This window comes from Rheinheimera fenheensis (assembly GCF_039871805.1).
Lineage (GTDB): Bacteria > Pseudomonadota > Gammaproteobacteria > Enterobacterales > Alteromonadaceae > Alishewanella > Alishewanella fenheensis.
This window is the reverse complement of the sequence record NZ_JBDPJM010000007.1, coordinates 88,267-102,362: the sequence shown is the minus strand read 5'-3', so window position 1 is coordinate 102,362 and position 14,096 is coordinate 88,267. Positions and strand designations below refer to the sequence as shown.

11 protein-coding genes are annotated in these 14,096 nt (G+C 51.6%); 5 read left to right on the top strand and 6 right to left on the bottom strand.

The window, feature by feature from the left end; translation table 11 throughout:
* The first annotated feature begins 15 nt into the window (after window positions 1–15).
* On the top strand, window positions 16–759 hold the full coding sequence (locus tag ABGI61_RS11710; RefSeq protein ID WP_347601258.1) for an enoyl-CoA hydratase: 744 nt from the start codon (window positions 16–18) through the stop codon (window positions 757–759).
* Here ABGI61_RS11710 and ABGI61_RS11705 read toward each other — a convergent pair.
* Both ABGI61_RS11705 and cysK read right to left on the bottom strand, forming a co-directional pair.
* Window positions 756–1,196, bottom strand: coding sequence for a hypothetical protein (locus tag ABGI61_RS11705; RefSeq protein WP_347601256.1), 441 nt, complete (start codon window positions 1,194–1,196; stop codon window positions 756–758). The genes ABGI61_RS11710 and ABGI61_RS11705 overlap by 4 nt on opposite strands.
* 129 nt (window positions 1,197–1,325) lie before the next feature.
* A complete protein-coding gene (gene cysK, locus ABGI61_RS11700; RefSeq protein ID WP_347601254.1) occupies window positions 1,326–2,300 on the bottom strand; it encodes a cysteine synthase A in 975 nt (324 codons plus the stop codon).
* Between the two features lie 134 nt (window positions 2,301–2,434).
* Between cysK and ABGI61_RS11695 the strand changes: the two genes are divergently transcribed.
* From ABGI61_RS11695 to ABGI61_RS11685, 3 genes are all read left to right on the top strand, one after another.
* Window positions 2,435–3,280, top strand: coding sequence for an AAA family ATPase (locus ABGI61_RS11695; protein ID WP_347601252.1), 846 nt, complete (start codon window positions 2,435–2,437; stop codon window positions 3,278–3,280).
* 235 nt (window positions 3,281–3,515) lie between these two features.
* Entirely contained in the window at window positions 3,516–4,685 is a 1,170-nt protein-coding gene (locus ABGI61_RS11690) for a vWA domain-containing protein (RefSeq protein WP_347601250.1), read from the top strand.
* A gap of 10 nt (window positions 4,686–4,695) precedes the next feature.
* Window positions 4,696–5,937, top strand: a complete 1,242-nt coding sequence (locus ABGI61_RS11685) for an EAL and HDOD domain-containing protein (RefSeq protein WP_347601248.1) — start codon at window positions 4,696–4,698, stop codon at window positions 5,935–5,937.
* A 4-nt stretch (window positions 5,938–5,941) separates the two neighbouring features.
* On the opposite strand, the gene rimO is transcribed toward ABGI61_RS11685, so the two are convergent.
* On the bottom strand, window positions 5,942–7,345 hold the full coding sequence (gene rimO, locus ABGI61_RS11680) for a 30S ribosomal protein S12 methylthiotransferase RimO (protein WP_347601246.1): 1,404 nt from the start codon (window positions 7,343–7,345) through the stop codon (window positions 5,942–5,944).
* A 190-nt stretch (window positions 7,346–7,535) separates the two neighbouring features.
* On the opposite strand from rimO, the gene ahr reads away from it, so the two are divergent.
* Window positions 7,536–8,537 carry an NADPH-dependent aldehyde reductase Ahr gene (gene ahr / locus ABGI61_RS11675; protein WP_347601244.1) on the top strand — a complete coding sequence of 334 codons (1,002 nt, stop codon included), beginning with the start codon at window positions 7,536–7,538 and terminating at the stop codon, window positions 8,535–8,537.
* Window positions 8,538–8,727: 190 nt separating this feature from the next.
* Here ahr and ABGI61_RS11670 read toward each other — a convergent pair whose 3' ends face one another.
* Genes ABGI61_RS11670 through ABGI61_RS11660 form a run of 3 tightly spaced genes read right to left on the bottom strand, consistent with a single transcriptional unit; the run spans window position 8,728 to window position 14,082 of the window.
* Complete coding sequence (locus tag ABGI61_RS11670; RefSeq protein WP_347601242.1) at window positions 8,728–11,853, bottom strand: efflux RND transporter permease subunit; 3,126 nt, start codon at window positions 11,851–11,853, stop codon at window positions 8,728–8,730.
* 11 nt (window positions 11,854–11,864) lie between these two features.
* Entirely contained in the window at window positions 11,865–12,794 is a 930-nt protein-coding gene (locus tag ABGI61_RS11665; RefSeq protein ID WP_347601240.1) for an efflux RND transporter periplasmic adaptor subunit, read from the bottom strand.
* A 4-nt stretch (window positions 12,795–12,798) separates the two neighbouring features.
* Window positions 12,799–14,082, bottom strand: coding sequence for a TolC family protein (locus tag ABGI61_RS11660; RefSeq protein WP_347601238.1), 1,284 nt, complete (start codon window positions 14,080–14,082; stop codon window positions 12,799–12,801).
* Window positions 14,083–14,096: the final 14 nt, after the last annotated feature.

The following is a 14,096-nucleotide window of genomic DNA, read 5'->3' as shown; positions in this document are numbered from 1 at the left end:
TGAAACGAAATTATTATGACATCGCACATATCGACAGACATCGCACAGGGCGTGATGCACATTAGCATCAACCGGCCGGAAAAAAAGAATGCGCTAAGCCAGCAAATGTACCGTGAGTTAACTTTGGCGTTACAGCAGGCACAGCAGGATGAGAGTGTCAAAGTGGTGCTGTTAACCGGCACTGATAGCTGTTTTAGCGCTGGTAACGACTTACAGGATTTTCTTGGCGCCGGCGAGCTTAATGCCCAGCACCCCACAGTGCAGTTTTTATATGCGCTGGCCAAATTTACTAAGCCTTTAGTGGCTGCCGTGGCGGGCCTGGCTATTGGCATTGGTACCACAGCATTGTTGCACTGCGATTTAGTGTACGCGGCCGATAATGCCCGTTTTCAGTTGCCGTTTACCCAGCTTGGGCTGTGCCCGGAGGCAGCATCCAGCGTGCTGTTGCCCAATGTCGCTGGTTATCAGCGGGCTGCACAATACTTGCTGCTGGGTGAGGCCTTTGATGCCGTTGCGGCGTTGTCGATGGGCATGGTAAATCAGGTGGTAAGCCCGGCACAGTTGATGGCGCTGGCGCGGCAAAAGGCTGAGCAGTTAGCCACCTTGCCTGCTGATGCCGTGCAAAGCAGTAAAGCTTTACTCAAGCGCACACAGATAGCACACACCATTGAGACAATTGCGGCCGAGCTGGTGCAGTTTCAGCGCTTGTTACATGGTAGTGAGTCTCAGGCCAGGATAGCGGCGTTTTTTAAGCGTTAGCGGGCGCTGCTACTAAATTTATCTACCTGTACGGTTTTTACTACCCAGCGGTTGCCCGAGCGCACCAGCTCAACCGTGCGCAGTTCATCAACCTGCTTACCGTCGTGTGGTCCGGTAAGTAGGATATCGATGGCAGCAACATCTTCGTACTGTTCGCGTAAATTACCACCACTACGGTTTACTCTGATATCGACCGAATCAAACGACATGTTCATCAGGGTGCGGCCAACCTGGCGCACGCTACCATAAGAGTCCATCAATGCCGCATATTCAGCAGTGCTGAGTGCTTTGGCCTGTTCCAGATCTTTTTCGTTGTATAGGGCATGAAAAAACTGTGTAGCGATATATTCCGGTGTTCCCCATTGAGCGTTTACTTTTGGCTCTTCAGTACAGGCGGTTAATAACAGCAATAACGGCAATAGCCAGCGTAACGTCATAATAGTGATCCCGTTGTGAGTACCGGCTCAGTGTGGCGCTTTTTTCACGGGCTGTAAAGTTCAGCTGGTTTATTCCAAGGCAGAAAAAAGGGCAGCCAAAGCTGCCCATTCGTTAGCATAAGTTACTGATTAAGCTTGTAACTCTTGCTCAGTGAATACATCGGCAAACAGCGGGCTGGTTAAGTAACGCTCTGCTGCGCTGGCCAGAATAACCACGATGTTTTTCCCGGCGTTCTCTGGCTTGGCCGCCAGACGCTGAGCAGCCACTAATGCAGCACCTGAAGAAATACCAGCCAAAATACCTTCTTCACGCATTAAACGGTGCGCCGCTGCTATCGCTTCGTCGCTGGTTACCCGTTCAACACTGTCTACCAGCTCCAAGTCCAGGTTGCCCGGAATAAAACCAGCACCGATACCCTGAATTTTATGCGGGCCGGGTTTTAGCTCTTCGCCAGCTTTGGCCTGGGTAATGACCGGCGACTCGGCCGGCTCTACCGCAACGCTTAACAGCGGCAGTTTTTTCTCCAGCTTTAAATAACGGCTAACGCCGGTAATGGTGCCGCCGGTGCCGACACCAGCAACGAAAATATCCACTTTGCCGTCTAAGTCATTAAAAATTTCCGGGCCTGTGGTATCAAAGTGAATTTGCGGGTTAGCCGGGTTTTCAAACTGGCCTAAAATAAGGTACTTCGACGGGTTTGATGCCTGAATTTCTTTAGCTTTTTCAATAGCGCCTTTCATGCCTTTTGGCCCTTCGGTCAGCACCAGATTGGCGCCTAGCGCTTTTAACAGCTTACGTCGCTCCAGGCTCATGGTGGCTGGCATGGTTAACGTTAATTTATAACCACGGCTGGCAGCAACAAAGGCCAGTGCAATACCGGTGTTGCCTGAGGTCGGCTCAACCAGCTCTACATCTTTAGTTAGCAGGCCTTTTTTCTCGGCGTCCCAAATCAGGGCCGCGCCTAAACGGCATTTTACGCTAAAGCTTGGGTTACGGGCTTCAATTTTGGCGTACACATTGGCACCGCCTTCAATAGTCCGGTTTAATTTGACCAGCGGGGTGCGGCCGATAGACAATGAGTTGTCTGCATAGACGTTTGCCATAAAAAAACTCCGTTTACGATAAATTGGTTATAAGAATACGCTGGCGCAGCAAAAATTAAAGTAGCTTTTGGCTATAAGATATTACGTTTCACCACAAGAGTGCGTGGCGTTAACACTAAGCATAGAGGGTAGTGATGGCCTTTGAAAGTACCGACAACTATATAGTGTCAGATGAGCTGGCGCTGGCAGTGAATGCCGCCGTGACATTAGAAAAACCGCTGCTGATAAAAGGCGAGCCGGGCACCGGTAAAACCCGGCTGGCTGAGGAGCTGGCGCAGAGTTTAGAGACCGAGCTGATCCAATGGCATATTAAGTCGACCACTAAGGCACAGCATGGCCTGTACGAGTATGATGCGGTATCGCGCTTGCGCGACAGTCAGCTGGGTAGCGACAAGGTGCAGGATATTAACAACTACATCCGGCCCGGCAAATTATGGCAGGCGTTTACTGCGGCCAAACGGCCAGTGCTGCTGATAGACGAAATGGACAAAGCCGATATTGAATTTCCGAATGACTTACTGCACGAGCTGGACCGGATGGCGTTTTACGTACATGAAACCGGTGAGCAGGTCAGCGCTACTGAGCGGCCAATCGTCATTATTACCTCAAACAACGAAAAAGAGCTGCCAGATGCGTTTTTACGCCGCTGCTTTTTCCACTATATCCGTTTTCCGGACGCCGATACTTTGCGCGCTATAGTGGCGGTGCATTTTCCGCATATTCAGCAGCAGCTGTTAAGCACGGCACTGCAGGTGTTTTTTGAGCTGCGTGAATTGCCTGGGTTAAAGAAAAAGCCGTCAACCTCTGAGCTGCTGGACTGGCTGAAACTGTTACTGGCTGAAGATATACCTGCCGAAGTGTTAACCGACAAGCAGCAAAAAGGCGGCCTGATGCCGATGTTCGGCGCTTTACTTAAAAACGAGCAGGATGTTGCACTGGTAGAGAAATTGGCGTTTTTGGCGAAAAGACAGGGCAGATAGTGGCAAAGGTTAAATTGATAAAGCGGGTTCTGTGTTGCCTCCTGGCTCGACTGCAATACTCCTTTTGGCTCGTCGCAGCAACTATACAGGGCAATCCTGCCCTGTACCTTCGGTCAGCGAGAGCTGTTCAAATTCGTTCCAGACGAATTTGTCGCAGCGGCTGGCGCCTGCGCTCAGACACTCTGCGCCGACCAAAACGAGTTTCCAGTCTCACCCAGGTATATGAGCACGTTTTATGCTAATCGACTTCTTTTTTACCCTGCGCAAATACGGCTTAAAAACCAGTATTACCGAACTGCTGGACTTACTTAATGCGCTGAAACATCAGGTGATCTTTGCCGATACCGAGGCTTTTTATCAGCTGTCCCGGTTGTGTTTGGTTAAAGATGAAACCCAATACGATAAATTCGACCGGGCTTTTGCTGATTACTTTGAAGGTGTCGCCGAAATAGACATCGCCGCCAGCATACCGCCAGAGTGGTTAGTGCCAGAGGTACTGCGTAAGCTAAGTGACGAAGATAAGGCCAAACTGCAAGCCTTAGGTGGGCTGGATAAACTGCTGGAAACCCTGCGTGAGCGCCTGGCTGAGCAACAAAAAAAGCACAGTGGCGGCAATAAATGGATTGGCACCGGCGGTACCTCGCCTTTTGGCGCTCATGGCTATAACCCCGAGGGCGTGCGGATTGGCCAGCAGGGCAGTGGCGCACGGCGCGCGGTAAAGGTGTGGGATAAACGCGAGTTTAAAGATTTAGACAGCGACAGCGAGCTTAACAACCGCAGCATTAAACTGGCATTAAAGCAGCTGCGTAAATTCGCCCGCAGCGGTGCTGAAACTGAGCTGGATTTACACGGCACTATTCAGGCCACTTCTGAGCAAGCCGGCTGGCTGGACTTGCGCTTTATGCGCGAGCGGCACAATGCGATTAAATTGCTGGTGTTTTTCGATGTCGGCGGCTCGATGGACGACCATATCGAGCAGTGCCAAAAACTGTTTGCTGCGGTAAAAACCGAGTTTAAGCACCTGGAGTTTTTCTACTTTCATAACTGTGTATATGAGGGCGTCTGGCGTGATAATAAACGCCGCTACACCGAGCAGATTAAAACCGACGACATTATTCATACCTATGGCAGTGACTATAAGCTGATCTTCGTCGGCGACGCCACTATGGGCCCGTACGAGATAGAATATCCCGGTGGCAGTGTAGAGCACTTTAATGAACAGCCGGGTAAAGTCTGGTTGCAGCGTTTGCTCACGCAATACCCCAAAGCCGTATGGTTAAACCCTCAGCCAGAGCAGTGGTGGGAACATTACTACTCGATTGGCATTATTGCGCAGTTAATGCAAAAGCGTATGTTCCCGCTAACGTTGGATGGGTTAACTGCCGCCATTAAGCATTTGTTGTAAAGGAGTTGTTTTGAGTAGCCTAATACCCCCTGCGTTATCTGAAACGCACAGCCTGGCGCTATCTCAGCTGGTTGTGCAGCCACTGTTTGATGCCGGCAAAAAACGCGTTGCGCTGGAGCTTGTGCAACATAGCCACGGCTTTGTCAGGCCTGTGGTTCTGGATAGCAGTGAGTCTGCGTTACTGCAACAGCAGTGTCAGCAACTGGCGGATTATCTTACTGGCTATAACTGCCGGTTGCTGCTCAGTGTCAGCCTGTCATTAGTGTTAGCCCGGCGGTCATTGGCGCCGCTACCGGCCAGTAAAGTAATCCTGGCTATTGCCGGTAAGGTTGAAGATAGCGCCGCCCTTCGCGCCGCGCTTAGCCATTACAAAGCGCTGGGTTTTAGTGTTTTACTGGATGATGCGCCTGAAGAGGGCTTAAGTGCCGATCTGCTGGCACTGGCCAGCATAGTGCGGATTGATATGGCGCATACCGGCCTGGAAGACCTGCAGCGCCATCAGGCACAGTATGGCCGCGATGGCCTGATCTGGCTTGCTACCAAGGTGGAAACAGAGGCGCAGTTCACTTTGGTTAAAACGCTGGGCTGCCAGTGGTTTCAGGGCTATTTTTTGCCTGATAAGCTCACGGTTGATGGCAAAACACTAGAGCCCAGTGCACTCAAGCTGGCAGAGATCATCGGTTGTTTATTTGTCGATGAGCCGGATATCAATAAGCTTGCGGCCCTGCTGGCTGACGAGCCGGCAATCGTCATGGGTTTACTCAAGCTGGCCAACAGCCCGCTGTACCGTAAAACCCGGGCGGTAAACTCGGTAAAAGAAGTGGTTACCCGGCTTGGCCTGACATTGGCTCGCAAGTGGCTGTTAAGTTATGCCGTACTGTCAGGTACTAACCCGGCGGCAGCGATTATGGTGCTGGCACGGGCGCACACTATGGCGCGTATTGCCGGGCATTGGCAGTTTAGCGCAGAGGCGCAGCAACAGTATTTTCTGGCCGGTATTATCTCAGGTACCGACAGGTTATTTGGCATAGACAGCAGCGCCTTTTTACGCCGCTTGCATGTCAGTTACACCATTAAACAAGCACTGCAACAACACAGTGGCCAAATGGCGCAAGCACTTGATTTGACGCAGCAGCTGGAGCGCAGCTGCGCGCAGGGGCAGGGCATAGATGAACCCGCCCGGCTCTACCTGCCGCTATACCAGGACGAATTAGCCCAGGTACAGCAGCGACTGGCACAGGCCGGGTGTTAGGCCGTTACTCCGCTATTGACGCCCATAAATCATATTCATCAGCTTCTTCCACCACGGCGTCGATAATATCGCCTGGTTTTACGCTGGTTAGGCCGTTTAAGTACACAGCGCCGTCAATTTCCGGCGCGTCGGCGAAGCTGCGGCCAATAGCGCCTTCGTCGTCCACTTCGTCAATCAGCACTTTTATGGTTTTGCCAATTTTGGCCTGCAGCCTGGCACTGCTGATAGCCTGCTGGGTTTGCATAAAACGGTGATAACGCTCTTCCATCACTTCGGCCGGTACCGGATCGGGCAGATCATTGGCTTTAGCGCCTTCTACCGGGCTGTATTTAAAGCAGCCAACGCGATCAAGCTGGGCTTCTTTTAGCCAGTCGAGCAGCATCTGGAAGTCTTCTTCGGTCTCCCCCGGGAAGCCGACAATAAAGGTAGAGCGGATAGTCAGCTCAGGGCAGATCTCACGCCATTTTTTGATGCGCTCTAACACGCGCTCAGCCTGGCCGGGGCGCTTCATCAGCTTTAAAATACGCGGGCTGGCGTGTTGAAACGGAATGTCCAGATACGGCAGTACTTTGCCCTGTGCCATCAATGGAATAATGTCGTCCACATGTGGGTAGGGGTAAACATAGTGCAGGCGCACCCAAATACCCATGTCACCTAAGGCTTCGCATAAGGACTGCATAGAGGTTTTTACCGGTGAGCCGTTCCAAAAACCAGTGCGGTGTTTCACATCAACGCCATAGGCGCTGGTGTCCTGTGAGATAATCAGCAATTCTTTTACGCCGGCATTTTTTAACCGCTGTGCTTCATCTAACACTTCACCCACCGGCCGGCTAACTAAATCGCCACGCATTGAGGGAATAATGCAGAAGGTGCAGCGGTGGTTACAGCCTTCCGATATTTTTAAATAGGCATAATGCTTCGGTGTTAACTTCACACCGTGATCCGGTACCAGCATGGTAAAGGGGTCATATTTAGGCTTAGGCACAAACTCATGCACTTGCTTTAACACGTTTTCGTAAGAATGCGGGCCGGTAATACCCAGTACATTTGGGTGTACCTGACGGATTTCATCTTCGCGTGCGCCCAAGCAGCCGGTCACAATCACTTTGCCGTTTTCCGCTAAGGCTTCACCGATGGTTTCTAAAGATTCCTGCACGGCGCTGTCGATAAAGCCGCAGGTGTTTACGATAACCAGCTCGGCGTCATCATAAGTGGGTACTATGTTGTAACCCTCGCTTTTCAGCTGGGTCAGAATACGCTCTGAGTCGACCAGATTTTTCGGACAGCCTAAGCTGACAAAGCCGATAGTATTACCCTTGCCGCTGGCGGCTTTAGCCTGTTGGCTTAAGGTTTTGCCGGCAGTGTCTAAGGTTGTGGTCTGGCTGGGATCAAAGGTTTGTACTGTCATAGTGTCTCTTAACGTCGGCTTGGCCTAAAAAAAGTCGGCGGATTATACCTGAAAGCGTGGCAAGAAACAGGTAGCACTGGTTAAATTTTAGCCGCATCGGCATATTTGCCGCACTAACATAAGATCTGGTTAATACTTATCGTTGTAATGCTTATCAGAACAAGCAAACAGTAACATTAAAGGAGAGTTTATGATTAACGCATACGCAGCGCTGGAGGCCGGCGGCAAGCTGGTGCCCTGGCAGTATAATGCCGGCGCGCTGGGCCGCAGTGAAGTAGAAATAGACGTTGATTATTGCGGCATTTGTCATTCAGATATTTCGATGCTCGATAATGAGTGGGGCATGTCGGCTTATCCACTGGTGGCGGGCCACGAAGTGGTCGGGCGTATCAGCGCGCTGGGCGAGGGCGTAACACATTTACAAAAAGGCCAGCTGGTGGGATTAGGCTGGCATGCTGGTTACTGTCAAACCTGTGCCAGCTGCGGCAGTGGCGATCATAACTTATGTAATAAGGCTGAAGGCACCATTGTTGGGCGTCACGGCGGCTTTGCCGATAAAGTGCGTGCCAAGGCGGCAAGCGTGGTGCCACTGCCAGAGGGGATGGATGCCAAAATCGCCGGCCCGCTGTTTTGCGGTGGTATCACAGTATTTAACCCGCTGGTGCAGTTTGATATTAAACCCACCGATAAAGTGGCGGTAATAGGTATTGGCGGCCTGGGCCATATCGCGCTGCAGTTTTTACGCGCCTGGGGCTGTGAAGTCACTGCGTTTACCTCCAGTGAAAGCAAGGCTTTGGAAGCAAAAAGTCTTGGCGCGCATCATTGCATTAATTCGCGCAGCAGTGGCGATATTGAACAGGCGGCCGGGCGTTTTGATTTAATTATCTCAACGGTGAATGTGACGCTGGACTGGAACTTATACCTGTCGACGCTCAAACCCAAAGGCCGGCTGCATTTTGTTGGTGCCACGCTGGAGCCGCTAAATATTGGCGTGTTTGGCCTTATTATGGCGCAGCGCTCTGTTTCCGGCTCGCCAGTGGGCAGCCCGGCGACTATTGCCAAAATGTTGGAGTTTGCCGTGCAGCATAATATTAAGCCTGTGGTAGAAACTTTTAAATTCGCTCAGGTAAACGAGGCTATTACCCACTTAAAAAGTGGCCAAGCACGATATCGCATCGTGTTAGAGCGTTAATGGTATTGAGTAAGTTTGCTCCATAGCTGGTTTTAACATTAAAGCAGCGTTATGCTGCTTTATGTAGTATTGCTAATGTGCAACAGTTGGCTCATGAAACACTGGATGAGGAGCAACAAGTGCTGCTGATAGAATATCAGCAACAACTGCCATTTCTGAGCAGATAATGGCAGTTGTGCTGTGTTGCACCTTACACCGCTGCTTTTTTGTGTATCAGTTTACACAGTGCCGGTAAGATCACTAAAGTCAGCAAGGTAGACGTGATAATGCCGCCAATGACCACAGTGGCCAGCGGCCGCTGAATTTCGGCGCCGGTGCCGGTGTTAAAGGCCATGGGTACGAAGCCCAGGCTGGCTACTAACGCCGTCATTAATACCGGCCGCAACCGCTGTATCGCGCCTTGTTTTATCGCGTCGATTTGCGCCATGCCTTGCTCTTTCAGCTGCTGAATCATCGCCATCATGACAACGCCGTTTAGCACGGCAATACCTGATAAAGCGATAAAGCCGACGGCTGCAGAAATCGACAGTGGCATATCACGCAGCAGTAAAGCTGCCACGCCGCCAGTTAGCGCCAGTGGTACACCACTAAACACGATAAGTGCCTGCTTCGCTGAATTAAGTGCACTGAACAATAAGCCAAAGATAAGCAGCAGCGTTAACGGTACCAGCCACTGTAACCGTGCTGTTGCTGACTGCAGTTGCTCAAAGGTACCGCCATAGCCCAACCAGTATCCCGCAGGCAGGATTAACTGACTATTGAGCGCCTGCTGCGCATCAGCAATAAAGCTGCCCAGGTCGCGGTCTGCTACATTGGCGGTTACCACCATATTGCGTTTACCACTTTCGCGGTTGATCTGATTCGGGCCTGTGGTTTGCACCAGATGCGCTACTTCGCCCAGTGGCACATAGGTCATTTCACTGCTGGCATCTGTGGGTAAGGCTACCGGCAAACGCGCCAGTGCGGCCAAATCAGTGCGCTGTGACTCATCAAGCCTTATCAGCAAGGGGAAACGCTTATCACCTTCGAAAATCTGCCCCAGCACCAGACCGCCTACGGCGGTTTGCAAGGTGTGTTGTACGGTGGCAACGTCAATACCCAGCAAGGCAAGATGTTCCCGCTCTGGCTCAACTGACAGCAGCGGTAAGCCGGTTGCCTGCTCCATACGCACATCTACCGCACCGGGCACGGCGGCTAATATCGCACTGGCCTGTTCGCCAAGTGTTTTAAGTGTCTGCAGATCATCACCATAAATGCGCACAGCTACGTCAGTTCTGACACCGGCGATAAGCTCGTTAAAGCGCATCTCAATCGGTTGGGTGAACTCGTAGTTATTGCCGGGCACAGCAGCCACCTTTTGCCGCAGTAATTCGATAAACTCGGCCTTACCTAATGACGGATCTGGCCATAGTGCCTGAGGTTTAAGCATGACAAAGGTGTCCGCCACGCTGGGGGGCATGGGGTCTGTTGCTATTTCAGCCGTGCCAATCTTTGAGAAAACCCGTGCGACCTGAGGCAGGGTGATAATTTCCTGCTCCAGTACCTGCTGCATTTTCACGGCTTGCTCAAGGCTGGTACCCGGTATACGCAGCGCATGCAGCGCGACATCGCCTTCATCAAGTTGTGGCATAAACTCGCTGCCCATTTTCAAAGCGGCATAACCACCCAAGCCAACCAACATAAGTGCCAGCAAAGCGGCGGTACCACTAAAATGTAAGCTGAGATTAAGCACAGCCTGGTAACCGGTTTTCAGCGCTGTCAGCAGGCGGCCATCCTGCTCGTTCACCTTGCCGCGCACCAGTAGCGCAATAGCAGCCGGCACAGAGGTTACTGCCAGAATAAGCGCGCCGAGCAAGGCAGCAATCACGGTAAATGCCATCGGGTGAAACATTTTGCCCTCGACACCAGATAAAGCAAAAATGGGCATAAACACCAGCATTATAATCAGCACACCAAATACCGCTGGGGTGAATACTTCACGGGTGGCATGATAGACCACTTCAAGTCGCTCAGCACTACTGAGTAGGCGTTGGTGCTGATGCTGCGCTAAGCCTAAACGTCGTAGGCAGTTTTCTACCACAATCACAGCGCCATCGACCATCAGGCCAAAATCTATGGCGCCAAGACTCATCAGGTTGCCACTGACACGGTTAACCGCCATCCCGCTGATGGCAAACAGCATACTTAACGGGATCACCAGCGCAGTAATTAACGCGGCGCGGACATTACCCAAAAAGATAAACAGCACCACAATGACCAGCACTGCACCTTCAAACAGGTTTTTTTGCACGGTTTCAATGGTTTTATCAACCAGGGTGCTGCGGTTATACACCGCTATGGCTTGCACGCCTTCAGGCAGCGTCTGGTTTATCTGCGCCAGTCGATCGGCTACCCGCTCAGAAACCGTCCGGCTATTTTCACCCATTAACATAAAGACGGTACCCAGCACCGTTTCTTCGCCATTTTGTAACGCGGCGCCGGTGCGCAGCTCCTTGCCAATAAAAACGGCGGCGACATCGCGTACCCTTACCGGCGCGTCATCGCGCTTGGCTATTACAAGATTGGCAATATCGTCTATGCCGGTAAGTTGCCCGGGAGAGCGCACCAGCCACTGAGCGCCATAACGTTCTATGTAGCCGGCACCGACATTACTGTTATTGCGACTAAGGGCAGTAGCCAAATCGTCCAGCGTGAGCTTAAACGCCAGCAGCTTGCCAACATCGGGGGCCACCTGATACTGGCGCACATAACCACCAATCGAGTTTACCTCGGTTACGCCGCGTACCTTCACCAGCTGCGGTTTAATGGTGTAATCCTGCAAAGTGCGTAAGTCTTCCGGGCTATAGGGTGTACCGTCTGCCTTACGCGCCTCAGGCGTGGCAGTAACAGAGTACATTAAAATTTCACCCAGGCCGGTGGTAATGGGCCCAAGCGTAGGCTCAGTGTCTGCTGGCAGCTGTGAGCGTATGCTTTGCAGTCGTTCGGTCACTTGTTGTCTGGCCCAGTAAATATCAGTGCCATCGGCAAACACCACCGTTACCTGTGACATGGCATAGCGCGACAAAGAGCGGGTATATTCCAGCTGCGGCAAGCCAGCCATGGCATTTTCAATCAGCAACGTTAGCCGCTGCTCAGTTTCCAGTGGCGAATAACCGGGGGCTTCGGTGTTTACCTGCACTTGTACGTTAGTAATGTCTGGCACCGCATCCATCGGCAGCTGCTTTGCATGCCAAAAGCCAATAACCGCCATCAAGAGGGTGAGGCCTAACACCAGATAACGGCGGGACAAGGCAAATTTTATAATCACATCAATCATGGCAGACGCTCCTAATGATCATGGCTGGCGCCGGCTTTCTCAATGTCTGCTTTTAGCAGATAGCTGTTGTCAGTCGCATATTCGCTACCTGGCATTAAGCCAGACAAGACTTCGATATACTCATCATCCTCGATGCCAAATTCAGGTATTCGCACCTCAAAGGTGTTTCCAACTCGGGCAAACACGACCGCTTTGTCATGAACTGACTGGATTGCACTTTTACGCACGGCAATAGCCACGTCTCGCTGCGCTACGAGAATATCGGCCTTTACATGCATACCGGGGCGCCACAGGCCGTTACGGTTATCAATCACCGCTCTGGCGCGGGCTATATGTCCTTCTGTCATTGCCGGCGCAATAAAGCTCAGTGTACTTTGTGTACACTCAGGATGATGCAGGTTAAAAACCGTCACTTGTTGACCTAACTTAAGTTGGCGCAAATCTGTGGGAAAGGCTGACAACTCAACAAATACTTGGTTGAAATCGACAATTTCCAGCAGGCTCTCATTGCCAACCACCTGGCCCAGATTGACCTGCCATTTGGTAATAACGCCACTAGCAGGCGCTTTTAAGGTGAAGGCCTGTAAGGTGTTGGTATTAATCAGTTTAAGCAGTGGTTGGTCTTGTGAGACGTGTTGACCCAGCGTGACAAGTACCTGCTGTACCTTTGCCGCATAAGGTGATTGCACCTGATATTGCCGGGCAGGATCTACTGCTATCACACCAAACAAATGGACTTTCTGCGTCAGCTGCCGTGTGCCTGCCACCTCGGTTTTCAGGCCATTAAGGCGTATCATTCTATCATTTAGCTCGATAACGTTATCGCTATGCTTGTCATCGTGTTGCTCCGCATCATGGTGATGGCCCGGCCCGGCAAAGGTCACCAGTGGTAGTGTAGTCAGAAACAGACTTAAGATTAAAAAGCGGGAAAACATCAACATAATATTACTCCACAAAAGACAGGCTCACCGGGCCTGATACCGTAAGGGCCTGGCCGGTTAAGCGTTCAAGTTCAAGTAGTTGCAGGTGAAAGCGACTTTGCGCGCTTACCAGGTCTATTTCGGCCTGGCTCAGCTCCTGCTCGGCAGAAAGCAAAGCAAATAAGTCGAGCTGACCTTGCTGATAGCCTTGTTCACTGAGGTGCTGTAGCTGCAGTGCTTTAGGAATAAGCGTGCTTTGTAGTACCTTGACGTATTCACGCAGCTGCGCCAATTCCAGATAAATTTGCTGTACCAGCAGGCGTAAAGCGGTGTGGGTCTGCTGTTGCTGCAGTTGGCTTAACGCCATTTCCGCTTTTGCCGCTAATTGGGCTGCGGCGCTGGGATCCTGTCGTTGCCAGGGCATGGAAAAACCCAGCACTATGGCATTGTCATTCACACTTTCTATGCGGCGTAAACCGGCACTGACGGTGATGTCGGCGGATTGCTGTGCCTTTGCTAGACTAAGCTCTGCTTCATGCAGTCGCTGTTGAGTGACAAACCTCGCCAGCAGAGGTGATTGCTCAAGACGGCTTTGTAACTCATGCAGCGAGGGTAACAACGGCAATTCTAAAAACGCGCCTTGCACCCGGGTAAAATCAGCCGGCTGAGCCCAATGCGCCGCTAGCTGCGAGCGGCCAAGCTCCAGTGCATTATCCAGGGCGCTCAGCTCCAGTTTGCTGCGTATAAGCCGCAGTTCTATCTGGTTAACATCAGCGTCACTCAGATTGCTGGCGGCTGCCCGTTGTTTGGCTAGCATCAGTATGTGCTCTTCCCGTACTAAGCGCTGAAGCAAGAGCTGGCGCAGGTGTTGTAATTCAACCTGGCGGATATAGCTGCGGGTAGTATTTGCCAGTGCATCCAACCGGCTGACTTCAAACTGTTGCTGCACCAGCGTCTGTTGCCACTGGCTTTTTTGCAACCGCAAGTTTCGCTTATTGCCCATTTCTATTAACTGGCTCAGGGTGAGCGTCAGTTCAGCATTTTTAAGCCCCTGATTACCGCCGCTGCCGGCAATGTTTTCCAGACTAACGGCAAGTTCCGGGTTAGGGGTTAGCGCTGCCTGCAGCTGCTGTGCTTCATTTATACGCAACTGATAGGGGTAATCTTGTAATGCGGGTCCTTGTTTAAGCGTTTTCTCCAGCGCTTTGGCCAGGCTTAACGCCTCGCCAGCCAGCACCTGTGGTATTACAAAAACAGATGCCATGCACACTATGACGGCAGTCACAGGCGCAACAAATCTCATACGCATAGGTATGCTCCTGA

What these genes read in the sequence shown, in the direction of transcription:
- ABGI61_RS11710 (WP_347601258.1), top strand. Translation starts at nt 16, where the DNA reads ATGACATCGCACATATCGACAGACATCGCACAGGGCGTGATGCACATT.
- ABGI61_RS11705 (WP_347601256.1), bottom strand. Translation starts at nt 1,196, where the DNA reads ATGACGTTACGCTGGCTATTGCCGTTATTGCTGTTATTAACCGCCTGT.
- cysK (WP_347601254.1), bottom strand. Translation starts at nt 2,300, where the DNA reads ATGGCAAACGTCTATGCAGACAACTCATTGTCTATCGGCCGCACCCCG.
- ABGI61_RS11695 (WP_347601252.1), top strand. Translation starts at nt 2,435, where the DNA reads ATGGCCTTTGAAAGTACCGACAACTATATAGTGTCAGATGAGCTGGCG.
- ABGI61_RS11690 (WP_347601250.1), top strand. Translation starts at nt 3,516, where the DNA reads ATGCTAATCGACTTCTTTTTTACCCTGCGCAAATACGGCTTAAAAACC.
- rimO (WP_347601246.1), bottom strand. Translation starts at nt 7,345, where the DNA reads ATGACAGTACAAACCTTTGATCCCAGCCAGACCACAACCTTAGACACT.
- ahr (WP_347601244.1), top strand. Translation starts at nt 7,536, where the DNA reads ATGATTAACGCATACGCAGCGCTGGAGGCCGGCGGCAAGCTGGTGCCC.
- ABGI61_RS11670 (WP_347601242.1), bottom strand. Translation starts at nt 11,853, where the DNA reads ATGATTGATGTGATTATAAAATTTGCCTTGTCCCGCCGTTATCTGGTG.
- ABGI61_RS11665 (WP_347601240.1), bottom strand. Translation starts at nt 12,794, where the DNA reads ATGTTGATGTTTTCCCGCTTTTTAATCTTAAGTCTGTTTCTGACTACA.
- ABGI61_RS11660 (WP_347601238.1), bottom strand. Translation starts at nt 14,082, where the DNA reads ATGCGTATGAGATTTGTTGCGCCTGTGACTGCCGTCATAGTGTGCATG.